Source organism: Halovenus rubra, from assembly GCF_026586665.1.
Taxonomy (GTDB): domain Archaea; phylum Halobacteriota; class Halobacteria; order Halobacteriales; family Haloarculaceae; genus Halovenus; species Halovenus rubra.
In genome coordinates, this window is the sequence record NZ_JAODIY010000009.1 from 241137 (window position 1) to 267497 (window position 26361).

The 26361-nt window shown below is 52.1% G+C and carries 20 protein-coding genes and 1 tRNA gene; 13 read left to right on the top strand and 8 right to left on the bottom strand.

Translation table 11 applies throughout. The annotated features are described in order from the left end of the window. Nucleotides 1–193: 193 nt before the first annotated feature. The 6 genes from N5098_RS08130 (at nucleotide 194) to N5098_RS08155 (ending at nucleotide 6610) form a co-directional block, all read left to right on the top strand. Nucleotides 194–505, top strand: coding sequence for a hypothetical protein (locus tag N5098_RS08130; protein WP_267637269.1), 312 nt, complete (start codon nucleotides 194–196; stop codon nucleotides 503–505). 111 nt (nucleotides 506–616) lie between these two features. After that, the gene (locus N5098_RS08135; protein ID WP_267637270.1) at nucleotides 617–793 is read left to right on the top strand and encodes a hypothetical protein; all 177 of its coding nucleotides are present in this window, start codon (nucleotides 617–619) and stop codon (nucleotides 791–793) included. Next, nucleotides 790–1488, top strand: a complete 699-nt coding sequence (locus tag N5098_RS08140; RefSeq protein ID WP_267637271.1) for a hypothetical protein — start codon at nucleotides 790–792, stop codon at nucleotides 1486–1488. The genes N5098_RS08135 and N5098_RS08140 overlap by 4 nt, the downstream gene beginning before the upstream one ends. Nucleotides 1489–1912: 424 nt before the next feature. Then, a complete protein-coding gene (locus N5098_RS08145; protein WP_267637272.1) occupies nucleotides 1913–2173 on the top strand; it encodes a DUF7386 family protein in 261 nt (86 codons plus the stop codon). A gap of 73 nt (nucleotides 2174–2246) precedes the next feature. Then, nucleotides 2247–3944 carry a hypothetical protein gene (locus N5098_RS08150; RefSeq protein ID WP_267637273.1) on the top strand — a complete coding sequence of 566 codons (1698 nt, stop codon included), beginning with the start codon at nucleotides 2247–2249 and terminating at the stop codon, nucleotides 3942–3944. A 125-nt stretch (nucleotides 3945–4069) separates the two neighbouring features. Further along, nucleotides 4070–6610, top strand: coding sequence for a DEAD/DEAH box helicase (locus tag N5098_RS08155; RefSeq protein ID WP_267637274.1), 2541 nt, complete (start codon nucleotides 4070–4072; stop codon nucleotides 6608–6610). A gap of 147 nt (nucleotides 6611–6757) precedes the next feature. Here the strand turns inward: N5098_RS08155 and N5098_RS08160 are convergent, their stop codons facing one another. Together N5098_RS08160 and N5098_RS08165 are read right to left on the bottom strand one after the other, a co-directional pair. After that, nucleotides 6758–7570: a hypothetical protein gene (locus tag N5098_RS08160; RefSeq protein ID WP_135806765.1), complete on the bottom strand. Its 813-nt coding sequence runs from the start codon at nucleotides 7568–7570 to the stop codon at nucleotides 6758–6760. Nucleotides 7571–7618: 48 nt separating this feature from the next. Then, nucleotides 7619–9310, bottom strand: coding sequence for a PKD domain-containing protein (locus N5098_RS08165; RefSeq protein ID WP_267637276.1), 1692 nt, complete (start codon nucleotides 9308–9310; stop codon nucleotides 7619–7621). 180 nt (nucleotides 9311–9490) lie between these two features. On the opposite strand from N5098_RS08165, the gene N5098_RS08170 reads away from it, so the two are divergent. After that, nucleotides 9491–10264 (top strand): helix-turn-helix transcriptional regulator, encoded by a 774-nt coding sequence (locus tag N5098_RS08170; protein ID WP_135806767.1) that lies wholly within the window; start codon nucleotides 9491–9493, stop codon nucleotides 10262–10264. A 409-nt stretch (nucleotides 10265–10673) separates the two neighbouring features. Beyond that, the gene (locus N5098_RS08175; protein WP_181685008.1) at nucleotides 10674–10862 is read left to right on the top strand and encodes a hypothetical protein; all 189 of its coding nucleotides are present in this window, start codon (nucleotides 10674–10676) and stop codon (nucleotides 10860–10862) included. Between the two features lie 642 nt (nucleotides 10863–11504). On the opposite strand, the gene N5098_RS08180 is transcribed toward N5098_RS08175, so the two are convergent. Next, nucleotides 11505–11744, bottom strand: a complete 240-nt coding sequence (locus N5098_RS08180) for a hypothetical protein (RefSeq protein WP_267637278.1) — start codon at nucleotides 11742–11744, stop codon at nucleotides 11505–11507. 151 nt (nucleotides 11745–11895) lie between these two features. Between N5098_RS08180 and N5098_RS08185 the strand changes: the two genes are divergently transcribed. Both N5098_RS08185 and N5098_RS08190 read left to right on the top strand, forming a co-directional pair. Further along, entirely contained in the window at nucleotides 11896–12075 is a 180-nt protein-coding gene (locus tag N5098_RS08185; RefSeq protein ID WP_267637279.1) for a hypothetical protein, read from the top strand. 793 nt (nucleotides 12076–12868) lie between these two features. After that, a tRNA-Leu gene (locus tag N5098_RS08190) sits at nucleotides 12869–12966 on the top strand. A 559-nt stretch (nucleotides 12967–13525) separates the two neighbouring features. Here the strand turns inward: N5098_RS08190 and N5098_RS08195 are convergent. Continuing rightward, on the bottom strand, nucleotides 13526–14326 hold the full coding sequence (locus N5098_RS08195; RefSeq protein WP_267637280.1) for a bacteriorhodopsin: 801 nt from the start codon (nucleotides 14324–14326) through the stop codon (nucleotides 13526–13528). A gap of 398 nt (nucleotides 14327–14724) precedes the next feature. On the opposite strand from N5098_RS08195, the gene N5098_RS08200 reads away from it, so the two are divergent. Then, nucleotides 14725–17022 carry a methyl-accepting chemotaxis protein gene (locus N5098_RS08200; protein WP_368408004.1) on the top strand — a complete coding sequence of 766 codons (2298 nt, stop codon included), beginning with the start codon at nucleotides 14725–14727 and terminating at the stop codon, nucleotides 17020–17022. Continuing rightward, on the top strand, nucleotides 17019–18257 hold the full coding sequence (locus N5098_RS08205; RefSeq protein ID WP_267637281.1) for an extracellular solute-binding protein: 1239 nt from the start codon (nucleotides 17019–17021) through the stop codon (nucleotides 18255–18257). Before N5098_RS08200 ends, N5098_RS08205 begins: the two co-directional genes overlap by 4 nt. Nucleotides 18258–18263: 6 nt before the next feature. Here the strand turns inward: N5098_RS08205 and N5098_RS08210 are convergent, their stop codons facing one another. From N5098_RS08210 to nrdR, 3 genes are read right to left on the bottom strand one after another with little or no spacing between them, the layout of a single operon-like run. After that, nucleotides 18264–19259, bottom strand: a complete 996-nt coding sequence (locus N5098_RS08210; RefSeq protein WP_267637282.1) for a ribonucleotide-diphosphate reductase subunit beta — start codon at nucleotides 19257–19259, stop codon at nucleotides 18264–18266. A gap of 33 nt (nucleotides 19260–19292) precedes the next feature. Further along, nucleotides 19293–21734 (bottom strand): ribonucleoside-diphosphate reductase subunit alpha, encoded by a 2442-nt coding sequence (locus tag N5098_RS08215; RefSeq protein WP_267637283.1) that lies wholly within the window; start codon nucleotides 21732–21734, stop codon nucleotides 19293–19295. A gap of 14 nt (nucleotides 21735–21748) precedes the next feature. Next, nucleotides 21749–22228 (bottom strand): transcriptional regulator NrdR, encoded by a 480-nt coding sequence (gene nrdR, locus N5098_RS08220; RefSeq protein WP_267637532.1) that lies wholly within the window; start codon nucleotides 22226–22228, stop codon nucleotides 21749–21751. Nucleotides 22229–22595: 367 nt separating this feature from the next. Between nrdR and N5098_RS08225 the strand changes: the two genes are divergently transcribed. Further along, entirely contained in the window at nucleotides 22596–24806 is a 2211-nt protein-coding gene (locus tag N5098_RS08225) for a methyl-accepting chemotaxis protein (RefSeq protein WP_267637284.1), read from the top strand. Nucleotides 24807–24879: 73 nt separating this feature from the next. Here N5098_RS08225 and N5098_RS08230 read toward each other — a convergent pair whose 3' ends face one another. Then, nucleotides 24880–26127: an MFS transporter gene (locus tag N5098_RS08230; protein ID WP_267637285.1), complete on the bottom strand. Its 1248-nt coding sequence runs from the start codon at nucleotides 26125–26127 to the stop codon at nucleotides 24880–24882. Nucleotides 26128–26361: the final 234 nt, after the last annotated feature.

The window sequence follows — 26361 nt, forward strand, 5'->3', positions numbered from 1 at the left end:
GACATTCCATTTCATCATTCCTTCGCCTAGCGATTCCAGAAATTTCATTACAGACTCGGCTGTCGAAATCCATCCTTGCGCCGAATAATTCTGGCGTGTGGGTGTGGAATTTGCAGGTATAGGGGGCTCACTGGGGGTCGTCTCCCACTGAGGGCTAACCATTTTTAAAGGGTGTCTCATATGCCAGTTTGCGATGCGACAAATAATCGACCGAAAGCTGTACGATACAGACGTAGCAGAAGAGATTGCAGAACACGCCCCCAACACAGACCGGAGTGATCTCTACTACCTGGTAGAGGCGCTTTACAAAACTGATGACGGCGAGTACTTCCTGCATGGTGCTGGCGGCGCAGCAACGAAGTACGCGACGTCACACAGTAACGGCAAATCAGGCGGCGAAGAACTCACGGTGTTGTCGGAAGATGACGCCGTTGATTGGTGTGAGGATCACTCGATTGATGCCGGGATTATGCTTGAAGAATTCGGCCATCTAATCGAGTCATAACGGAGAACTCAGTTAGCTTTTCACGACCCAGCAATCGCTTGCCGATTACGTCAGTGGACGAAACATCCTGACGGAAAGCGAATGCAACTATATTGAGTCCGACTCACAAGAATGAATTACAAAACCGACACCACAGAAGACGAACCGCCAGAAAACCAGATTGAGACGGTTAGCGTCAGCGCTGACGCCATCGTTTCAGCAATCCTGCGAAACGCCCGAGATATGGAGACGCGTGAAGATCAGCAGAGCAAGCTCGGATTCGCCGCCAGTACCAACATTGACCAATGACCAAGAGCATCGACTCGATAACTCACACCCCGAACAAGTACGTCAAAATCACCATCAACTGTACAGACGGCGACGAATATGTCAAGGCCACCGTCAACACGGCGCGAGCGACCGTCACGGCTCAGTACAAGTACACCCCTAATGAAGCGCTCATGGCGACCGAACGCGTCAGTGCAGACGACGACCGCAGCGAAGCGCACACGACGATCCGCGACGCGCTCGCAGGACTCGATGTTGACGATGACATCTACCGGACGATCGACCGACTAGAACGAGTTGGGTATTGGATGGATGATCAAGATCCCGTGTTGCCTGACGACATCCGGATGGACGTGTATGGCGACTACAAACCACTCCGTAGCGGGCAGGACATGCTCCTCGTTGATGATGATGATACGTATCACGGGCAAAAACCGTTCGTGAAGGTTGGAGACGACCTCCCGCCCGTAGAGGACCTTCGTGATGACCTTGATCAAAAAGTTGAGCGACGGGTGAAACGTGGGATGTCTGGGCAGCAACGCACGCACTACGAGCAAGAGTTTGACGGCCGGGTTCGGGCGGACATCATGGAAGTAGACTCTCTGGAAGAAGCTGAGAATATTGTTCGTGGTGACCAAGGCGAGAACAACGACCATGGCAGTGACCAGGAATGCAGCGGTAGTGATGGAGTGCAGGCAACGCTCGCAGGGTACTGACGACTTCCACGATCCAATCCGTTGTTACCGACTCCGTCTGTGTGTCTCACTTTCGTAGGGCGGGATGACTACTATCGTGGTGCGGATTTCGACATCGCTACTCTTTCGCTGCACGATTTGAATAACTATCCAACTTTATACGGTGGTCCAAGAGCAACGGCCTGTATGCGGAACGCATGGAAACTCAGGCCTGTTGAACCGGGTCTTCGAGACCGACCCCACGGGGTTGCGTGCGAATGTCATCAGCATCCTCGATGTATGCACAGTAGTGTACTCGCTCACCCAGTCAGTGTGCATAGATCCGGACCTCCTGTCGCACCGATAACGGAGGGGACGGTGGCCGGGAAAGACACCACTCTTAAACAGACCCCGGTTCAGCAACTGCAGAATCACGCCGAATCGACCCCTGTATGCACATCCACTTATGACTGACCGTACCACTTTGCGACTCAGCGACGAGAGGAAGCGGTTGCTTGAACAGGCAGAAGAGATCGTGGCGGCTGACCCGTCTGATGATCCACCAATGAGCGATGTCATTGATGCCGCGCTGACACACCTCATTGAGTCTCAAGAGAACCTTGAAGATGTCCGTGATCGCTACCCGCCCGTAGAGGTTAAGGACTGCTGCAATACGTCCGTTCTTCGACTTCGCTACCGGACAAGTATCGATTCAACGTGGCGGTGACTGCTACTTCACTCGTCAATTCCCTTCTTTCGAACACGAAAAGGACATTACGGTGGGTCAACCGTCGAACAGTATGCCTACTGTCAAGGAGTACAGGAATGAGAAAGGGTACTACATTAGATCCAACATCGATGGTCGCTACGTTACTCTTCAACTGAGCCCCGAAGCCGAAGGTTTATTCTCCGATCTCGGATTCCGCGGGGATGATCAGGTTTCATGGCAGTTTCTCAAGCCGCTCTGTGATAGCGGCCACGCCTACACTAACAACTCGGGGACAGCAGTAGAAACAAAGGACATCAATACGGAGGTCTCATTCTCGTCCGGAAAGCTATCTCTCGAAAAGAAGCGCCGACTGGAGGAGTTCCTTGATCAACATACGCCCGACGAGTCGGCATCTGAAACGGGCCAGCCGTCAACGAATGGTGATGAGAGGACTTCCAGCTTAGATAGGATTGATGCGTCGAAGCGGGGATTCATCGAAAGGTGGAGCCCGTCTGATGACGAGTATGAGGCAACGCTAAACCGGATTGCTAGGGCGGACGATATCGATGGCATCCTGAAATCTATTGCCCATCATTCTACAGAGCATCCGATTTTGGTAAATCGATTCCGGGTGAGCTCTCAAGAGGTTCCCACATATTCGTTCGATACCGATGGAATAGCATGGACAGTGCATGATTTCCGAACAGTTGAAAAGGTGGGCACCGATGCAGAACTGTTTATTGACATTCGGCCCGGAACGAGTCACTCTCAGTCGATTACGATAGAACCTGAGACTACTGAATGGCATACTACGGGAGAACAGTTCAAGAGAGAGCAGATTAACGAGTTCCTGACGGTTGCTCCTGATTTGTTGTACTATCTTCACCACCTGGTGAGCAGTCCGAGTGTCAGTCCACGCGATCTCATCTCAAACCCAACTGCTGACATCACCTCAGAGGATGCGTCACGTCTTGAATCATTAGAGGATTTAGGAGCAGTAGACCCAAACGAATACAGCCGCGCTTTGGGCACTATCCTCTCGTTAGGGAATAAGGGATACGGTAGGATACGGGGACACACCGGCCACACCTTCACGTTCTCAGAAGAGGAATCTAAGGATGACAACATTGAGGCGGGTGATGTTGTAACGTTCGAAGTAAAGCCCCACAGAGGGTCCATTTATGCTAAGAACATCGGTAAAGAGGAGACCGGAATACCGAGTTCGGGAATAGTACGAAACTGGCCTGAGTGGCGCGACCGATCCCTCTCTTGGCTCCGGAATAATTGGACAAAGAGGCGAGCGAAACGAGACACGAACGAGAAATCTATTTCCATCAGTAGTTCTGATGAGGAAGCCGATTACCAGTGTATTGAGGTGCAAATCGACTCTCTCACTTTCTACCTCGCTAGTTCGGTCAACGAAACGAGTGATGTTCTAGACGAAGCTGTCCGAACGCTACTCAAGCAAACAATCGATGGTGGAAGAACTCCTCCCAGTGCCCCTGTTGCCACTGATGAGGTCGAAATCTCACTACCGGTGAATCTACTATCGATGATCGACTCTGTAGTGGGAACTTCGTCAGTTTATGAGACCCGGGACCAATTCTTCAGTGCTGCCATACAGAATCACTTCAATGAAGGAGATCAGGTTGAATTGACGGTGCGCGTCCCTCGTAGTTATCATCACGCCACGCAACAACTGGCAGAGGAATACGGGATATCCACTCCAGAGTTCATGCGAGAGGCGCTTGAAGATGCCCTAGGAACCGAACTTCGTCGTACACAGTAGCTTCGTGCCGGCCGGAGATTCATCTAAGCTTTGTTCTTTTCATTGTTTGGAAGTGTATGTCAAGGGGAGCCAACGTACCCTTGAATCGCAAAAATTCACAAGTATCAATCACCAAGAACCGGCAGATGAAGGATCGACCTGGAATCAGGGATACCGTAGAGTGGTTGCGTGGTCGAGGTTATTACGAAGGTCAAATCGCTCATAAGCAGGTCGTGAGAGGTCAATCTGCGGAGACAGCCGATCTCGCTGTTTCTGCCCCTCTGTCGTCTGCACTACAACAGCAGGGAATCACGAGTTTGTATTCACATCAGGCGAACGCTATTGAGGCGGTTCAGTCCGAGTCGAACGTTGTTGTGGCCACACCGACAGCATCCGGCAAAACACTCACGTACGTCGTACCCGGCATTGAGCGAGCGATCGAAAACGCAGGGAAAACACTCTATATCGCACCGTATCGTGCGCTCATCAATGATCAAGCCGATACTTTCGAGGCGTTTGATGATGAGTTGGGATTCGGTGCCTCGGTTGATATTGGCGTACAAACTGGGAAAACATCAAGGAGCGCTCGTAGGGAGATTAGACAGACACAGCCCGATATTCTTCTTACAACCATCGACCAGCTCCATCTTAGTCTCCTCCCGTATGCTCATGGGAAAAATCACTGGCGGTGGTTGTTCCAGCAATTGGATACCGTAGTTATCGATGAGGTCCATATGTACCGTGGGGTCTTTGGAAGCCATGCGTCGCTGATCTTCCGACGGCTCAATCGGTTGTGTGATTACTATGATTCGTCGCCGCAGTACATCTGCTGTTCAGCGACGATCGGAAATCCTGTAGAGCATGCTGCAACCGTCACGGGACGGCAGGAATCCACGTTCGAACTCGTGGATGATGACGGCAGTGCGTCGGGGGATCGACACTGGCTGTTTTGGAATCCGCCACTCAAGCAGGACACTGACGAGGATCAGTCAATTCCGGATCCAGCTGTCAGTTCCGTCGGAACTGTTCGTGCTGGCCACGACGAACATCCACCCGAGAAGATTGCAGGGGCCATCGATACCGAACCGAGTTCGACGACTGCGACACAATCTGAAACAAGCGAATCCTCGGATTCCCCTGATGAGATTGCGCTTCCCTCTCATCAGGAAGTAGTCGGTGGAGAACGACGCTCACACCACGTTGAATCGGTGCGTTTGTTCTGTGATCTCGTAACCAGAGGATATCAGACGCTGGTCTTCACCGCTGCCAGACAGGGAACAGAGCAATATGTGGATTGGGCAGACAGAATGCTCCGTGACAGGGGACAACATGATCTCGCAGACAGCACTCACGCATATCATGCCGCGCTGAATACGGATCGTCGCCTCGAACTTGAAGAGGAACTTCGTAGCGGGGATGCTCGTGGTGTCTGGAGTACGAATGCGCTTGAACTCGGGATCGATCTCGGGACACTCGATGTTGTTTTGCTTGATGGGTACCCCGGAACATCAATGAGTACGTTCCAACGGGCAGGCCGAGCTGGGCGTGGCGAAGACTCTTGTCTCGTTGTTCTTGTTGGAGCTGATGATCCACTTGATCAGTATACGATTCGGGATCCAGACGAACTGTTTGAGGGAGGTGCTGAACAGGCTGCAGTCAACCCTTCTAATGATTCAATTCGTCCTGATCACGTCGTCTGTGCAGCAAGTGATCACTTCTTATCGCCACGTGACGAGGTCTATTTCGGTGCCGACCTACCGGATATCGTCACAGAAGCAGAAGTGAACGATCGCCTTCGCCGTGTAGAGAGTGGTGATCGGATTCAGTGGCGCGCCACGAACTCGGACGTGCAATGGAATACGAATATTCGGGCGATCGATGACCGCGAAATCGATCTTATCGACCGAAACCGTGACGAGAAGCTCGCATCCCTTGAATTTGGTGCTGCGGTACGGGATGCACATCCGGATGCAATCTATCGTCACCAGAAACAGACGTACCAAGTAGTCGAATTAGACCTCGAATCTGACCGAGCACTGCTTGAATCGACATCGACAGCAGCGTACACCCGAGCACTCCGAGAAAAGTCCATTACTATCGAAGACACGTATGAGAGTTCGTCCGCTGAAACGCATGAGATGACCGTACAAGCTACACTAGGAGAATTTACAGTGGAGGATACGGTTACAGGGTACTTGCGGTACAGCGACCCCAGCGATGACACCCCTCAGGAGTGTGAGTTTGAGGAGCCGCTGGAGTCACAATCGATCAAGACAACAGGCCTGTTCATCACCGTCCCAGATGATGTTGAAGCTATGATTGTTGATCAGGCGGAGTCACAAGAGGAATATCTGAGTGCTCTCCACGCTATCGAACATGCATTGATATCGCTGTTCCCTATGGAGGTTTTGTGCGACCGAGGCGACATTGGTGGTCTTTCGACGCCAAGCCATGGCCAGACGTCTGGCGGGACGGTTTTCATTCACGATGGTCATCCTGGAGGTGCTGGACTTACACGTCAGGCTTTCGAGCAACTCGATGATCTTCTTGAGAAGACGCTCACGTTGCTTCAGGACTGTGGCTGTCAAGATGGGTGCCCGTCCTGTATTCACTCGCCCCACTGTGGGAATGCGAACCGAAGCCTCAACAAGCAGTTAGCAATACAGCTATTGGAAGAGCTACAATAGAAATTCGATTCTGGTCTGCTTGTATCGCAGATCTGTCTGATGATGTCTCTGGTTTTCAGTCAGCTAGCCATTCGTATTGCCAACAACATTCAAATAGCCAAAATTGGGAATTAAACAGAGATGGATGGCAACTATTGGCTTAGTAAGTTAGTTGGTGTTTGGACTGGATTCGGTGGTTGTATCCGTATTTCTATTCGTCTCCATGCGACTGTCTTCTTTCTCAGCAGCATCTGCGTTTGCTTGAATCACGCCTTGATTCCATAGAACAGCTAACGCCCCACCAAGGTACGTCGTGTTGAGAAACACGAGGGATCCAGCAATCACAGCTAATTCCGATCCCAGCAACTCTGGAAGGGGCAAGACAATGTTCAGAGAGACATTGAAGGCACTGGTGATGAGACCAGCTGACATCGGTGAAAGAAGTGCGATGACATAGAATGGACCACGTGGCGAATGTAGTAATAACTTGAAACTTCGATATGGGAAGTGAAACAGTTCATAGGCACCGTACAGCAACAGAAGTGCTACAACTAGCCCAATTACCATCTCGATCAGACCATTCGGTTCTGGGAAGGCATCATAAGCACCAGTTAGGAACATGATATTAACTGAAGACACAGCCCAGAACGCGTATGGGCCAAATGAGAGGTTGTCTTCAGTTCCGTTAAGGAAGGCGTCTGTCTTCTCAGTAGAATATGGGCTGAGCCAGGTAAACGGCCATCCTAAAAGTGCAACTGCCAGTGGGATGGTAACTGGGGGAAACACCATCAGGATCGGTCGAACGATACCGTAGATAAGGTTCCACACAAAGGAGAAGACTGAGAAAATAGCCCAGATAACACCGATAATTCCGACTATAACAGCGAATATAAGTACGAAGCCAGAGCCGCCACTACCTCCGCCACCACCGCGACCACCGGTCACCCATCGAAACGCTGCGTATTTGCCAAGAAATCCCATGTGTCTATTGTGTTTTTAAATTAGTTTGAAAACACTACGTGAGCTGGATTAGTCTTGTAACCGGTTTTTGAGTGAGTAGAGGCCTCCAGCAGCACTTGTCACAGCCACACCGACTCCAACGCCGGGTAACGTAATTCGTAGATCAGTGATGGTTTGTTGGTCAGCTTGTTTTCCCACAGTAAGTGTTGTCTCTGTTGTAGCTGTCCGTCCGTTATTATCGACTACACTGAGATTGACGCTGTGTTGACCTGGTTCTTCAAACCGGTGTGTTACCGTTTTACCCGCCGAAGTTTCGCCATTTGGGAACTCCCACGTGTACGCGAGGATTTGTCCACGACTGACTTCTGTAGAACTCGCATCAAACTCAATTGGCTCTCCAACCTCAGGTTGCTCAGTCGTATATCCAATTGTTGGTTCAATGCCAAGATCTTGGTTGAAGCTACTCACGTCCTCTCCATTGAGACTCCGCTGATGAAACTCCACGATATCCTCTACTGCTGGGCGAGGACTATGGGCAACCCCTTCGTATATTTTGAACTGTGCGTCAACACCGGCTTGCTCGTATGCAGACTGACAGTATGGGAATCGCTCCGCAACCATCTTTTCTCCATAGACCTCAAGAGCGATTTCCCGCATCTCTTCACTCCATGCATCATCGTACGGGATCGTATCGTTTGAATCCTCACCGCCCATAAAGAGGAACTGATTGACTTCACTGAGCGCATCTAAGTCAACCGGCTCTCCAGTAAGTTCCTCAACGTCTGCGATTCCGATATGGAAATTCAGCGTATGGCCCTTTACTTCCTCAAGCGGAAGCATCGCCATCCCGTTCAATCCGCCAGCAGTGACAGATCGAACACGATCTGGATGAAGAACAGCAAAGCGATCAACAAAGTTTCCTGCAGCAGAAAATCCGTTCAGTAGAATCTGATCGTCAACGGTGTAGGACTGATCGGATAGCATCTCCTGTGCGTGATCCACCATCCGTAAGAGTTGAAGATCAACTCGTTCGAGAGGGCCATCCGAAATTTGCATCGTCTGGCGATCTAACGCATGGACGTAGTGTCGCCAGTCCACCGGATCTGTTTGCGGTCGGGGGAACACAGGAATAAGTAACGGCACAGATAGCCGTTCACTGACCGTTCGTGAGATTCCGTTTTCAATCCGGTTTCGTGCAGACTGCTTATGAGTATCGAAGTTATCAGTTGTTTGACCGCTGTTATTGGGTTGAACGAGGATTGAACCGGGACTGCTATCGGTTGGTCGTGATGGTGCGTAGAGGAAGTATGGATAATTGAAACCCGCAGCAGGGTCTGCTTCAACAAGCGTGGGGCCGATCCCAGAAGCGAACTCTCCCGGATCTCCAACAGTGATTCTCGCGGTATCACGCGCAATATTTGAGCCGCTTGAGTCATAGAGATTCGCCGAAAGCGTTTCTGCTTCTGTGAGTTCCGTTGAGAGGTCTACTTCATATTCTTCAACGGCAGTTCCTGCGTCAAATGTAACCTGGCCGCCAATTCCATTCGAGTCTTGATCACGGATTATAAAACGTGCCTCGACCTCGGTTTCGATTTTCCCGACTGTGACTGAACTACCGTCTGATATCTGGTCATTGAATGTTATGGAAGCCTCCGGGTCCTCTTGCCCAGCAGATGTGCCAGCGGTACCGAGCATTGCCATCCCTACGATTCCTGTGCCAGTACGACGTAGTAGTCCACGTCGGCTCCAAAACGTGTTCATCTTAGCACTCACTCCCCTTCGAGCAGTAACGTAGGGTCCAAACTTCGTCCATTTCGTATGGCGATTGTGATATCTACAGTGTAAATGCATTCACTGGGAAAGTGACCATGTTCTGGATGTTCTCTCAGGTACTGGAAGAGAATAATCAGCCCTAAAAAGGCCAATTTGGTTTAGTACGGTATGACAGGTACGGAGGGAGAACAGTTGCGTGATGTATTTTCGAAGAGATACTGGCTCGTTGAAGCACTTTCTGGGGAGCCCAAAACGAAACCCGAGCTAGTGGAGGAACTGGAGTATTCCAGATCAACGATCAACCGGGCAATGGATGAGCTTCTCGATGTCAGGTGTGTCGAACCAACTCAACCAGCAGGACAGCAGTTCCAATTGACAGTGGCAGGACAGGCAGCTCTTCAATTTCACCGAGATTACCGGACGGACACTAAGCAGGTTCAAAGCAATACTGCATTGTTAAACACCCTGCCCTTAGATTCGCTCGATAAAGCGTTCCTCGCTGATGCAGACGTCTATTCATCAGTCCGTACGCCAGATATAGCTCATCAGCCTGGCACAGAATTACTGGAAGAGGCAAGCAGCATGATTGGAACTGCACCCGTTGTCCAACGCGAATATTTCGACTACCTTCTGGAACGTCTACGAGATGATGACTTCGAATTGGAGCTAATTCTCGAAAGTGACCTTCTGGAAGCGATAGAGCAGAATTATGAAAACGAATTCGAATCCCTCATAGAATCAGACACAATCCAGATATATGTTATCGATGAGCCGTTTCCCTATGCGCTCTGGCTGATTGAACACGGGACATGTGAATACGCAGGGATCACACTGTACGAAAATGGGGGAGTGAACGGTACAATTGTCAACGACACGGCTTCTGCGATTACGTGGGCGAAGGCCCAGTACTCTGAGTACCGCGAATCAGCCTCGGAACTATAACGGTCTATCTGACGGCAGCGGTACTCATTCTCAAATTCTCCGGAATCTTTCTATGACACCTTCTTCCTGCTTACCCTTCCAATCATGAAGGATATATTATACTCGGGGCTCGCGCGCTGAAACGCTGTTTTATGTTGGGTTATCGTTTGGGAAACGCGCACTGTAACGGGGGGTGTCCGGAACTTTTTCGCGGGCATGAGGGTGAGCCTGGTACTCTATCCTTGAGGTATCCATTGGGTGTCCCGTTTTTCTGATGTCGCGCCAGATGTCCAGACCGTGAATCGCGGGCACGCGCCGGCAACCCCAGCGAGGTGAAGCTCCCGGTACAGACTGTTAGCGACACGAGAAGCCGAGTGGTTGAATACTGACGACGCACGCTTTCTTGTCACCGAGAGACGTACGGTTCTACATGGACGACGACAGGCGCGAACCGACCGACGAGGACCTCCGACGACGACACGCCGCCAGTCTCGCCCAGCTCAAACGGATGTTCGACCACGCAGAGGGTGAGTGTCACGCGGAGGGCGAGTGTCACGCTGACCCGATAGATGAGGAAGCCCTTGACGCCGAACTCGATGAACTGGAAGAGGAGCAGTAACACCCAGTAACGATACTATCGATCCTGTCAACGGCAGCGGACAGGAACAGTGTCACCCCAGTAACCTTGATCACCCACTGTTGCCTCTCACAGCGGTCAAGAAGTGTGATTGCTCACAGTGGCCGCGCAGTGTTACCGTACGGTGTTATCGCCCAGAGCCAACACGATAAGTGACCACGAACACAGGGAACCACTGTCCACACGACCATACTACCCGGTAACGCAAAGCAGCAACCCTGTACCCCCAACCACTGCGGTCAGGATCTGTGTTCTCCCCAGCCACCCACGGTGAGCAACCACGGTGACCGGAAAGTGTTATTGCCCACAGTGGCCGCGCAGTGTTACCGCGCAATGTTATCGCCCCGAGTTAACACGATGAATGAGCGCGAACACAGGACACTAACAGAACGAATCACGGACTGCCAGCACGACCATACCGCCATTAACGCAGAGTAGCAGCCCTGCACCCCATGCCCGCGGTCAGGTTCAGTGTTACCCACTTCTCAACAACCACCGAACCCCCACTTTCACTACGCCGACTCTCTGAAAACCGCCAGCAAGCGCCACCCGCAACATGAGTCATGTTCGACTCTCCCAGCCCAAACCGGTGATCGAACACCTGAACCCCAAGCTATACGGGGATTATCCTCGACTCTCAGAAAACACGGGCAGAAGTGGGCCGGCGGAAGGCAGGTCATCGTATACCTCACAACCAGAGCCGAGAATCATGGTTTCACTACTTGTTTCGAGATTATCTGCGTACCCGATAACTGGTGTTTCCTCCTTCCGGGCATACCCCAATTCGAAGTGGGTTCCAGAGTCGAGATGATCCAGTAATTCGAACACCAAGTCTGCGACCGTCAACGACGTCGTCAAGGACATCAGGGGGATCGAGCGCGAGCACGAGGGCGACGACGGCGATGACGTGACACCGCGACCCGAGTAGTAAGCGACGCTCGGATCCGCCGCTGGCAGTAACATCCAGCACGGACCGGCACTGACTCTTTTGCCATCAGACACCGTGGAACTCACCATGGACGGTGATGAGGACGAGGAGACCCGGCGCGCCGCCGCCAGTCTCGAACAATTGAAACGAATGTTCCGACGATCGGGCGCGGAGGGTGAGTGTCACGCGGACCGGGTAGATGACGAAGCTCTCGATGCCGAACTTGATGACTTGGAAGAGGAATTGCGCGAAGAGCGTGGACGGTAGCCGGTATCTTGTCAACTGTGTTCCGGCGGGGTGGTTTTGCGATTCTATCAGAGAGTCCCGCCGCTAAGGCTGTTACCGGTGGTAGCCGGCGCACACTGGGTGTGTTTCACGAGGCCGAGCCATCTGCTTGATCTTGCTTCCCGCGCCCGGGCTGGGTACCCGGGCACGTAGGATCGATACCACACGAATCGTCACCGACGATCTTGGTCAGCCGTCAGTGTTCTCCCCAGTCACCCACCCATTGCGATCACCCACAGTGACCAAGAAATGTTACCGCCCACAGTGACCGCACAATGTTATCGCGCAAGGTTATCATCCCCAACGGTCACGATGAACGACCATAACGCCCACTAACTCAAAGTAGAAGCCCTGTACCATAACTTCGATCACGCACTGTTACCACACACAGTGAGCGCTCATGGTGGCCGGGTAGTGTTATCGTGCGGTGGGGTCGAATGATGTTATCGCCCCGTGCCGAGACGAAGAGTGAGCACGGGTAGACTATCAACGATCGCAATCAGGATCAGCGCCCTCCCTCTCCTCTCGTACTGTCACCGATTAGCGACGGGAGAGGGATTGTCAATACAGACAGCGGGACCGGATTGGAACCGGGGGACTCCTACGGGACAGCGGACGGCGAACGGTTGTATCGCAGAACGCTGTGCCGCGCGTTACTTTTATACTTCGCGGGGGAGACGGTGGCGATACAAGCAAGACCGCGAGACGCCAGGGGTCCGCCAGACGCCCGCGAGAGCCCGCGCACACCGCGAACGCGCATCCCATGTGATTTCAGGCGCGCGCCGCCGTGACCGCCAAAGCGGGCACTTATAAGGCGCAGCGCTTAGGACGCTGTCCCGTAGGGGTCCGCCGGTTCGAATCCGGTCCCGCGCACTGAACAAAAACTGCGAGCGTAGCGAGCAGTCTGCAGTGAGGAGACAGGACCAATTCAAACCCTAGAAGACACACGCAACGAAGTGAGCACGTCTGTATCCGGTTCAAATCCGGTCTCGCACGTGTGAATTAGATTTTTCAGACGCCTTTTGACCTGTTTCAGCCTAGCTAATAAGCAGTATAAGCTAAATCCCCACTAGCACCCTCGTCCAGAGAAAAAGTGTCCGGAAATCGAGTCCGACCGTAACATAGTGGCAATATCAAAGTCGAATGAAGCTGGCTGAACGGCAACAACTTCTCACCGACAGACAGCACAGAGTGCTATTCCAGACATGGATGTAGCTTTGTTATCGGTCGGTTGGTGACCAATTCGGAGTCTGGACTACTGGCTCGACGAGGTCGATGAAGAGACTCTTATTGGGGTGTTGTTCAGCTACCGGCTGGTTGTTACCGTCAAAATCTCTTGTACCCACGAAACGTCATTTTCGTCGAAAAGCAAGAAACGAACTGAAACAGTTCAACACGACGTGTCGTCTCTAATGAACTGTGTAGGACAACTTCACTCCGCAACTGTTCCGGATTCGACGACTTGCTGATTATTGGCAACCCAGCGCAACAACAGGAATGCGAAGACGTACTTCGCAAAGATATCGAGGCCCGAGTAGAGCCACGAGGTGGTGCCAACCGATTCAATCAGTGCTAGACCCTCCACGCCAACAGCCCAGACAATTGGATATCCAAGCCATAACACAACCGTCAGCAGGCGGAGCGTATCGAATATCTCAGAAGTCCCGGCGGCCTGTGCATCCTGTGGCCACGTGACTAACAGGGCATACAGGACCGCAATGAAAAAGGCACAACTCACCAGATAGAACGCCCAGCGCAACTCTATGGACGCTGTGGTCTGGGCTGCAGCCAGTCCGGTAAGGCACATACCGATGTCGGCACCGATTACCGCGACCATGTCGGCTTTGTCTACACGGGCGAGCCAACCGAGAGCACCGAGAATAAGTGGTGTCGACAGCGACCACGTCAGATAACGGCCCCACTGGCTGATGACTTCATCCAGTGGATGTCCCGCCGGCATTTCGAGTGTCCCGATGGTAAGACCGGACAACAGTCCGAGGTAACTTGAAATCGAGACAAGAGGGATAAATAGTGCCACTACCCAAATCAGTCTGGAACGCTCCCCACGGACCGACAGTCCCATATACGTGAACAGCAGGGCTGCTACCCCTGCGAGTGCAACATTTACCCAGAGTGACGAAGCAAGCAGTGAGTCGCCTTCGACAACCTCAGCAACCTGCAGTGGGTACGCTATACTGAACTCCGTCAGTACCGCCTCGATGTATCCTAACATCATGACCACATATTAGATAGGGTTACTATGTGTTAATATTAATCCATGATATGTAAAAATATAACTATAAGTATGTTGGCAGTAATGCGAACAGTACAACTGGGATCTAACTAACGTTGTCTGACTGTCTATCTCTCTTAATCAGGCTGTGTTCGCCCACTGAGTCCAGTCCAGTTGTTATCAACGATATCGTGGTATGTTATATCAAATTCACTCCTGATAATTGGTCGGATAACTATATACTCTTGGGGGAGTCCCTCAATAACATGGGCATAGGAGCGTACATACCGAGAGTGCTGCGAAAAAGCCTTACCCGTAAGGCAGCAGTGGTGATTTTGGTTATCACACTCGTCCTCGGGGGGATCGGGTTGTTCACAGTCCTGGACGTTTCTTCTGAGGTGACTGAACAACGCGACACAGAGTTACTCACGAGTACTGAACAGGAGGCAGAAGCGTTAGAGGAGTGGATTGGCCGACAGCGTTCTGCTACAACGTACCTCTCACAGGATAACAAGATACAGACTGCAGAGCAATCAGAAAGAACACAGGTGTTGCAAAATCGCATTTCTAGATTAACGTCGACAGCTGTGGCAATACACTACGTCGACATGTCCACAGAGCAGGTGTTATCTTCGACCGACGATAGTGTCGAGGGGACGTCATACAGCTCGCTCTCGATACCGTGGCGTGGGAATGGACTGAACTTCTATGGCGGTGGCGATGCTATCATGTCGAGCGCCTTCGAGTATCAGGGGCAATCGGTTCTGGCGTTCGCCAGCAAGCAACCCGAGTCACAAAAAGCCGTTTTGGTGTTTCATAGCGTCGAAACACGTGGGGAAGGGTTTAGCAGGAACATCGACGGTAGTTACACGCAAGTCGTTGATATCAACGGCCAGGTGCAGTTTGCAGCGGATGAGTCTTCGATTAATGCCGAATACGGTGCTGGAAGCGATGCCCCCGTGATTGCAAAGGGACTGACAACGGCGACTGGTCTCGAGTCCCGAAACGACCTCCTTATCGGACACTCGAAGATAGCGGGTTCCGACTTGGTGCTTCTCAAACACGCACCGAAGTCGAACGTATACGCTCTCCGTCAGACCGTCCAGACTGATATTATTATCCTAGTAGTGGCCGCCCTCGCCGGTCTTGGGGCGCTCGTGCTTATTATTGGCCGTGATGCGTTGACATCACTAAGTGCTCTCTCGGACCGCGCAGAGGAGATCGCAACTGGCGATATTGACACAGAGATCGAAGATGAAGGGCGACTCGACGAAGTCGGACAGCTGCGAAACTCGTTCCGACAGACACAGGCATATCTCCAAACGGTTGCCGGACAAGCGGACGCACTTGCACAACAACAGTTCGATGCTGATGTCCTCGACGAGGATGTGCCAGGACGGCTTGGAGAATCACTCAATCAAATGCAATCGGACCTTGAAACCTCGATTGCGGAACTTGAAGAGGCACAGCAGACCGCCGAAGCATCTCGACAGGAAGCCGAAGAGCTTGCGGCGGCACTGGAGTCACAGGCAGAAAACGTGCGAGATGCAGTCGAGCATGCCGCCGATGGAGACTTGACGCGTCGGCTCGATACAGACACCAGCCACGATTCGATGGAGGCGATTGCGACGGCGTTCAACAGCCTTCTCGATGAACTTGAACGAACAATCCATCGGATTCAGGAGTTCTCGGAGGATGTCGCCGACTCGAGCGAACATATCAACACTAGCGCAAAGGAAGTGAAACGAGCGAGTACCGAGGTGAGCGAGACGGTCCAAGAGATGTCTGCTGATGCCCAACAACAGGACGAAATCGTTCAAGAAGTCTCAAATGAGATGACTGACCTCTCGGCAACAATCGAAGAGATTGCGTCTTCGTCCGACGAAGTTGCCCAACAATCCGGTAGCGCAGTGAGGGTCGGCGATGACGGACGAAAACAATCGGTGAAAGCCATCGAAGAGATGGAAGCAGTCGACGAAAAGGCAAACAAAACGATTGCCGAGATGGAAGAATTAGACGATGAGATGGCTCAGATCGGTGAGATTGTGACACTTATCGATGATATCGCTGAGCAAACAAACATGCTCGCACTTAACGCCTCGATTGAAGCAGCCAGGGCAGGGGAAGCCGGCGAAGGGTTCGCTGTTGTCGCAGACGAAATCAAGTCACTGTCGAGAGAGACGACAGAAGCAACAAAAGAAATCGAGACGCTCATTGCCGATGTTCAGGAGTCTACAAGCGATGCTGTCGTCGACATGCGAGATATGGGAGAGCGACTTACTGAAGGGATGACGACGGTCGAAGATACCGTTGAAACACTCGAAACAATTGTCGAGCGAGTCGAGGAAGCAAATGACGGAGTCCAGACGATAAACGATGCGACTGACGAGCAGGCAGCCACGACTGAAGAGGTGGTTACGATGGTCGACAAAGTTGGAGCCATCAGTGATGACACAGCGGACCGGGCAGAAGACGCCGCTGCTGCTGCAGAAGAACAGACTGCTTCGATAACTGAGGTCACCGAACACATGCAGGACCTCTCGACGCAATCGGCTGACCTGTATGACCTCCTGACACAGTTCGAGGTGAGAGAGAAAAAAGCGGCCGCAGACGGAGGCCAACCTCCCGAAACAACGGCAGACATCAATCCATCACAGGACGCAGATAGCACGAACTCCCACAATACAGAACCATGACAGACAACAACGACCACTCTCGACGACAGTTTATGAAAGCAGCCACAGCCAGTACAGTTGCGAGCTCGGCGCTCGCTGGTTGTACTGGGATTCTTGGGGGTGACGAGAGCAGTGGGGGCGAATGGAGAAACGAGGAACTCGCGACAGTGACGGCAACATCATTCGACGATTTGTACCAGCCTGACACTGTGGACTCAGATCCTGGGACTGTGAATCATCTGACTTGGTCGGGATACGATGCGTCGAACGTCCAAGCCCCGTTCCGAAAAAAATTCAGTTGCGACACAAGTCTAGACCTGTTCACGTCCAACCCTGACGCATTTGCCCGGCTTGACAGTGGCGAGTGGCAGGACTTTCATCACGCTACCTTCGATATGGCGTGGCTGCCAAACCTCGCCGAAGCGGGCCTAATCCGTCCACTCGACTACGAGCAATGGAAGCCGTATACATTTGACAAGTACACAGAAAGGTTCCAGAAAGAGGAAGGCTACAAGTACGCGTTCCTCAATGAAGACGACTACTCCTTCGATGTCGATGGAAAAATGTACGGAGTCCCCCAGCGGTACGGCTGGGCGTCGTTTGCCGTGAATACGAACACCGTCGATTCATCTGATTACAGCAGCTACGATGCAGCCTGGTCCGAAGAGTACGATGTTGGCATCTATGATCTTCCGTTTTGGGGCGTTCAGATTGTGATGCTCCGTGAAGGTATCGAGCCGTACAAAAGCCATTCCGAGGCCGAAATCGAACAGATCCGAGAGGCGACGGTTGACTTGTTCGAGAACGCAACGACTGTGTTATCCGATATTCCGTCACTGAACTCTGCTCTGCGGAACAATGAAATCGACATTGGGTTCATCTCGGGGAGTTGGATTAACGGAAGTCTTCGTCGGGGTGGCGACTTCCAGTACCAAGCCCATGTTCCCGAAGAGGGTAGTGTTATTTGGGTGGAAACGACGACGATGCTCAAAGGAGACCACCCCGCGGTCTCGGACAACTATCTGGCGTATATGCAACACGGAATTACCGCGAAGAATCTGATGTGGCCGACATCCGGCGGAACGAACGTCGTGCCACACCAGTCGGCCATTGACAAACTCAACAGACGCCAACGGGATGTGTTACGCGTTGATGATATCTCAGAAATTATCGACAGGTCGGTCTTCTATACTGGCGTTCCCGACCTGAGCCGGCTGATTTCGGTCTGGCAAGACGCAAAAGCCCAAGCCCAGTAACGCTGCTCAGGACCAGTCGAGACTCCCACCGCTTTGGTATTCTGTGACTTGTGTCTCGAAGAAGTTTTTCTCCTTGTTAAGGTCGACCTGTTCTGACATCCACGGGAACGGGTTGTCGGTTCCGTACTGTGTCGGCAAGTCGAGCTGACCGAGACGACGGTCGGCAATATACTCGACGTACTCGGCGAACTGTTCACCGCTCATCCCAAGGATATCATCCGGACAGGCCTCATAAGCGTATATCTTCTCCAGTTCGACGGCCTCGTCAATTAGGCCGACAACCTCGTCACCAAACTCGTCGGTCCAGACGGTTGGGTTCTCAGTTCGAATCTGGTTGATGAGGTCGACCCCAAACCCAACATGTAGCGACTCGTCGCGCATAATATACTCGAACTGTTGGCCCATTCCGACCATCTTGTTCTGGCGTTTCAGCCCAAGCATCATGGCGAACCCTGCATAGAAGAAGATTCCTTCCATAATGACATAGAAGCCGATAAGATCTCTCACGAAGTCACGAAGGTCTTTGTCGGTCTCGATTGTAAACTCATCTTGATTAATTACTTTTGTCAGGTCGACAACAAAATCGTCTTTCTCTTTTATCGATGGGACACGGTCGTACATACCATAGAGGTATTCGGGTTCGAAACCAAGTGAGTCACAGCAGTAGATGAACGTATCGGTGTGAATCGCCTCCTCGTAGGCTTGTCGGAGAAGGTACTGGCGACATTCCGGCGCAGTTACGTAATCGTAGACGGCGAGGACGATATTGTTCGCTGTCAGTGACTCTGCCGTCGAGAAGAAGCCAAGGTTCCACTCTACGAGTTGCTGTTCGGCCTCCGAAAGTTCCTCTCCGTTCCACTGAGAAATATCGTCTTGCATCGGGATTTCTTCGGGAACCCAGTTGTTGTTCACCCCCGCCTCATAGTATTCGCGCGCCCAGTCGTAGTCGATTGGTAGTATTTTGTTCGGGTCATGTTCGGCAGCGTTATTGATTATTGGCATTGGTAAGCGAGTGATGAAACGCGGTAGCTATTGTTACTGGCAGGCGTCACAGGTTGGGTCTTCAACTGTACAGAGGTCGCTATCGTCATCTGACCGACGGCCACCGTCGGAGACGGCTTCTCCGGCGCTCTCGTCGTTTCGGTGCTGTGTTTTCCCGTATTCGGACATGTCGAGCGTCGACTTCTCAACCTGAGAGGCCCCGAGCGTTCGGAGATAGTAGGTCGTCTTGAGCCCGAGTTCCCAAGCGAGTTTGTACACGTCGTCAAGTAGTGTCCCATCGGTCGATGGGAAAAAGACGTTGTGAGACACGGATTGGTCAATCCAGGTCTGTCTGTGTGCGGTCAGACGCAGCTGGTGGCGGGGATCAATTTCGAACGCACCGCGGTATAGTTCCTGTAAGTCATCAGGAACGGAATCAATCTCCTGAATGGAACCGTCGTGGTATTTGATGCGGTCGACCATCTCTTGGCCCCAGAGGTCCCGCTCCTGTAAGTCTGCGACGAGCTTGTCATTTATAATGGTGAAATCACCAGACATGTTCGATTTCACGTAGAGATTGGAGTACAGCGGCTCGATTGACGGGGTTGTCCCGTTTATTGTCGAAACAGTTGCAGTCGGTGCAATGGCCATTGTATTCGAGTTTCGCATGCCGTGCTCGGCGATATGCTCACGAACCAGATACCAGTCGAGTGACTCCTCACGCTCAGTCGGAATTTCACGCCCGCGTTCCGTTTCAAGCTGGTCGACGGTATCCTGTGGCAACATCCCGCGGTCCCACTTTGAGCCATCAAACGATGGGTAGGCCCCCCGCTCGGCGGCGAGTTTCGAGGAGTTGTAGAGAGCGTGGTAGGAGACAAACTCCTGCCACCGGTTCGATTTTTCGACCGCTTTCTCAGAGTCCATCGGCACGCCCAACTCCATCAGCGCGTCGTGGAATCCCATCGTTCCGAGACCGACCGGCCGGTGTTGCATGTTGGAGTGTTTTGCCTCGTCAGTCGGATAGAAACAGAGGTCGACTACGTTGTCGAGCATCCGCATTGCCGTCTCGATGGTCTCCTCAAGATGGTCTCTGTCGAGTGTTCCGTTAGCGATGTGTGTCGCGTAGTTGATGCTACCGAGATTACAGACTGCGTGTTCATCCTCACTTGTGTTAAGTGTAATCTCTGTACAGAGGTTTGAGGAGTGGACCGTCCCAACGTGGTCTTGTGGTGAGCGAATGTTACAGGGGTCTTTGAACGTCAGCCACGGATGGCCTGTCTCGAATAGACGTGTGAGCATCTGTCGCCAGAGAGATTCGGCATCCATCTGCTCGTACTGTCTCAACTCACCGTCTTCGGCCTTTGTCTCGTATTCCCTGTATTTTTCTTCGAACGCCTCTCCTGACAGGTCGTGTAGTTCAGGCGCCTCATCAGGACTAAACAGTGTCCACTGGTCCCCGCTTTCGACGCGTTTCATGAACAGATCCGGAATCCAGGCGGCAGTGTTCATATCAGGCGTTCGTCGGCGTTCGTCGCCCGTATTCCGCTTCAAGTCGAGGAACGAGGGGAAATCGAGATGCCAGCAGGCGAGATAGCCACAGGCTGCACCGCGACGTTTACCCGAGCGGTTAATCGCAGCTGTCACGTCGTTACTGATCCGGAGAAACGGAACAACGCCGGTCGACTCGACCCCTGTACTCTCGATGAGAGCACCGTCGGACCGAAGGTTCGTCCAATCGTTACCCAGTCCACCGCTCCATTTTGAGAGCTTAGCGTGGTGTTTGTAGGCAGTAAAGATATCGTCGAGGTCGTCGGACACCGTCGTCAGGTAACACGAGGAGAGCTGTGGATGGGTCGAGCCGCTGTGGAATAGTGTCGGTGTCGAAGGTGTAAACTCGAGTTTCGAAAGAACATCGTAGAACTCTTTTGCTCGCTGTTGGGGCGTATCTTCTTCAATAGCAAGCCCCATCCCAACCCGCATCCAGAACGCCTGGGGCAGTTCGAGGTGGTCGCCGTCCTCCTCTGTCTTGAGGAAGTATCGTTGATACAGCGTCTCCATTGCCATGTACTCGAACTGTTTGTCACGTTCGGGTTCGAGGTAGTCAGCAAGGTCATCGAGGTCGAACCGCTCTAGAAGTCGGTCATCGAGCAGGTCGATTTCGACCGCGCGTTTGAGGTTAGCCTGAAAGGTTTCTCGGTACTCTCTGTCGAGGTCAAAGCCTGTCAGATCCTCTCCGATAACATCACGATAATAACGTTGCCGAAAGACTGCAGCGGCGATGCGTTTGAAATCTGGCTCCCGTTCGATACGGGACGTGAGTGTCTGGAGTATCGCTTGGTAAACTTCATCTGGGGTCGCCCCATCGTAGAGATCTCGTTCGACATCGTCGACAAGGCTACCAAGTTTTGCTTCTGGAAGGGCTGCCTCGTAGTCGTCGCGTGCACGTTTAAGAATCGATTCGATTTTTGCTGTCGTTGTACTTTGTTGTTGGCTCATAGGTCGTTAAATCGTCACGATGGTGGTTCGAAGTCGTCGACTTCAGCATCGAGCACTGCATCGAGTTCGCGGAGAAACTCTTCTGGTTCGGAGAAAGCCTTGTAGACTGAGACGAATCGGATGTAGGCCACCTTGTCGACATCGCGTAACTGCTCTGAAACGAGCTCGCCGATTAGACTCGAATTGATAATACGGGTCTGTCGGTCCTGCAAGCTATTTTCAACAGCGTCGACGATGGCAGTTACCGCGTCATCAGTTACTTCACGCTTTTCGACGGCGCGTTTAATCCCGACACGGAGTTTGCCGCGTTCGAAAGGCTCGATACTTCCATCTCGTTTTTTGACTTGGAGGGAGTCCCATTCCGGACGCTCATACGTCGTAAATCTGAACGAACATCGTTGACACTCACGACGTCGCCGCACTGAGCTTCCGTCGGTACTCGTCTCGGTGTCGATGACGCGTGTTCGCGTATCGCCACAATCCGGACATTGCATAGTTGTCACTGTTTGACCCTCCAGCGTTGTAACCCTATATGTTGGGCCTGCTACGACTGAACCGCAATATCTGGTGTCATCGCTATCCATATAAAATTTACCCAATCAATTTGAATTAGTACAATCTAAGTTTACTTATTGTCGTGGCATCAAGGAATGACAGTTATGAGGCCGAATACAACTTCGAAGTATAAAGAATATATACATATATAGAATTATTATAAACGCTCATACAGAGATATCTAAATTTGATAATATGGGGTCCCTAAGAAACAAAATTGCCTTGAAAAACCGTTATAAACTAAAATTCTGTCTTGCGTTACTATGTATTTTCTTGATAACAGGGGTTGCAGGTGGCTATATATATTTGACAGTCGACGAAAACATAACAGAGAAAACACAAAATCAACTAACATCGACAGCTGAGGGCGAAGCTGAAGAGCTCTCTAACTGGGTTGATCTAACTGACCAGCAGTTAGTTTCTTCTGCACGTACGACTGCGGTCCGTTCCGGTGATACGTTCCAGATTGCGGATCAGCTCACACGGATTTCCGAGCGAAATTCAATTACGGAGACACATCTTGTCGACGGTGAAACCGGCGATGTTCTCGTCCAGACCGGAACTGAGCAGATACTTACTGACAACCAGACCCTCACCGACGATGTATTCACTCGCATCAAAAATACCACCGCAGAGAGTAAGGCTGATGTTGAATTTTCGGCACCGTTCTCGGCTGGCGACGGGAAGCCGCTGGTGCTGGCAACCAAGGAAACAGCAAGCCGTGACGGTCGGGTGCTCGTCTCAGCTATCGACCTCAGGACACTTTCGAACCAGCTGATATCGGCAGGCCACGATAAAAAGAACAACCGAACAATTAGCGTTCTTGGTCCTGACGGCACCACAGTGCTTTCAAACAACGGCTCGGCCATTTTGACCAAGGATGAAACCTGGGAGAAAGCGGTGTATAACGGAAGTGGCTACGGAACCTACTCTACCGGGACCGAACTCGCAGTTGGGCATGCCAGTCTCGACAATCAACCGTGGGTTGTAACCGACCAAGTTGAAACTGATGAGGCCTACGCGCTTCGGAGCAGTGTCGCGAACCAAATTCTCCTCTTGCTGGGGTTGTTGCTCGCTGGACTCGCTGTATTCGGTCTCACAATCGGACGGGATACGGTTCGGACTGTGCAATCACTCGTCGCTGAGGCAGAAACCCTCCAGTCTGGGACACTAGATACACCAATCGAAACGGACCGCAACGACGAGTTTGGTGACATCTTTCGAGCACTCGAACAGCTGCGAAACTCACTTGGAACCAAGATTCAGGAAGTCGAAACAGAGTACGAGCGTGCGGAATCAGCTCGTGCGGCCGCAGAGACAGCTAAATCTGAGGCAGAACAAGCCCGCTCAGAGGCAGAGGACCTGAACGAACATCTCGAGCACAAAGCTCACTCTTTTAGTGCTACGATGGCAGCGGCCGCAGACGGAGACCTCACCCAGCGCATGGATACCGAGAGCAAGAATGAGTCGATGTGTGAGATTGCCAAGTCGTTTAACGAAATGATGTCTGATTTAGAGGAAACCTTCGGAGAGATACAGGCCTTTGCCAAAGAGGTTGTTCGTGCAAGTGAACACGTAAACAGATCTGCAGACGAGAGTCAAAACGCCAGCCTACAGGTTGCTGAGTCTATAGAAGAGATTTCAGCGGATGCAAACACACAATCTCGGAGCCTCACATCGGCAGCCAAGGAAATGCAAGAACTGTCTAAAAACATCGAACAGGTATCAGCGCTGGCTTCCGACGCGACCGAGATAGCAGCACAAACAGCAGAGACTGGGGATAGTGGCAAGACAGCCGCCTCAGAGGCTATCGCGGAAATGAACTCGATAGAAGAAAAATCCGAAGAGACGGTCAGAGAGATGGAAAATCTCGACTCGAAGATGGCTGAGATACGGAGGATTAGCGAGCTGATCGGCGAGATTGCCGAGCAGACCAACACCCTCGCATTGAACGCATCAATTGAAGCGGCACGGGCAGGCGAGGGAGGTGACGGATTTGCAGTCGTCGCTGATGAGATCAAAACACTCGCAGATAACTCCGCCACGGCGACTGAGGAGATTACAGAGTTAGTTGACGAGGTTCAGGAAACGACCGAACACGCGGTAGACGACATTCGAGAGATGAACGCACAGGTCGTCGGTGGCTCGACGACCATTGAGGAGGCACTGAATGCGCTTGAAGATATGTCTCACAACGCCAAAGCGGTCAACGACCGAATGCAAGATATCAACGCTGCGATGGACGAGCAGGCTGATTCGACCAGTGAAGTCGCCAAGACCATGGACGATGTTGCACTTGCATCCGACCAAGTGAGTTCTGAGTCAGATACTGTTTCAGCAGCCGCACAGGAACAGACTGCTGCGTTGAGTGATGCCGTCCAGCAGGCAGAGACCCTCAACGAGAAGGCAACCCATCTCGAAACAGAACTCGAGACGTTCACGTTGGCCACTGGCAGCCAATCAGTGTACTACGGTAATTCGACCGAGCTGACAACACCCGCAAAGACGGACGATTAACCGGTCTAGCCACCTCTCAGCGTTTTATTGAACACGGTACTGACCGAACTGAGCTATGAGTCTGTGTCTGCTCCTAACTATCATAAACAATCAAGATACCTGCCAGCGCCAGCGCAATCCCTGCAAAGCTAGCAAGCAGCCCAAAGACGGTACTTACCGAGCCGTAGGTGACTGCAGTACCGACAAGTGACGCGCCCAGCGCACCGACGCCAAATATTGCAAAATAGGTGTACCCAAACGAGAGACCGCGATGCTCGGGCGGTGAGTACTTCGCTATTGTCGCTTGGCTGAGTGGCTGCATCGCAAACAATGTAAAGCCAAGAGCAACACTCACCAGCACTAGCATGGAGAGTCTATTTGACGCCGGGACAAAAAGTAGTGCAATCACGACCAACAAAGAGAGCATCCCTGCAAGACCATACTCTGACCTGATTCTATCAGTCAACAACCCACCGATGTACTGCCCGACAATACCAACAGCTAGCAGTCCTGCATAGAGATACTGTGAGAGGTCGAACTCCGAAGCAACCGGGCCGTCGGGAATCGGCCCAATTCCGTTCTCTGGAGCGGTATCAAGCAACGTATCGAGAAATCCGCTGAGTAACTCTGGAAGGAACGTCAGCATTCCCCGATAGTAGAGCCCGTTGAACAGCACAAGCACAGTCAGGAACCCTACCGTAAACAGCCGCTTTGATGCTGTAACGAACTCTCTTACTGATGTAATACTCACGGAGGAGTCGCCGCCATCGGCTACAGCATCAACGGCCGCCCGCTCATCGAACGAGATGGACAACCCAGCAACTGCTGTGAGGAGAGAGGGTACCGCAAGTATCACGACTGCTGTCCGCCAGTCAAGAGTGATAAGCAACACTGCAGTCAAGAACGGACCGCCAGCGATACCGATATTCCCTGCCATGCCATGATACGCAAACGCGGCCCCACGCTGTTCAACACCATTGCTAATCAACGCCAGCCCAGCAGGATGATAAACACTGGCGGTGATACCCCAGATGCCAAGGGCAAGCGTGATGCCAGCCACTCCGGGAACAGCACTGAGTAAGAGAAATGAGACCCCCATCCCAAGTAAGCAACAAGTGATGAGTGTTTTCGAGCCGAACCTGTCTACAAGAATGCCCCCCGGAAGCGCACCGATGCCAAACAGGGCATAGCCGACAGCCACGACTGTGCCAAGCGTCGCAGAGGTGACCGAAAAGTCGACCAGCCAGACTGTCATCAGTATCGGAATTGATAGCTCGTAGGTGTGAACCATCACATGTCCAGCCATCGTAAACCCGGTAATTCGGCGGTCGTTGGCGTTCACTGTGACCCTCCGCAAGCAGCGTCAGTCAGGATGAAGTGTGGGCGTCTCATCGTGTTGATACCTACGGGGGGAGTATTCAATGCGGTTATTGTTCGATATTTTGTGTCAGCTGAGTTGCTTACCTAAACTTCCGAACCCAGTGCCGTCTGCCAAGCAGTTACTGAGGTGGGTGGGGAAATTCCAAGCCGACAATAGCCGAAAAGAGCATCTCAACGTGTCCATTAATACAGTCCT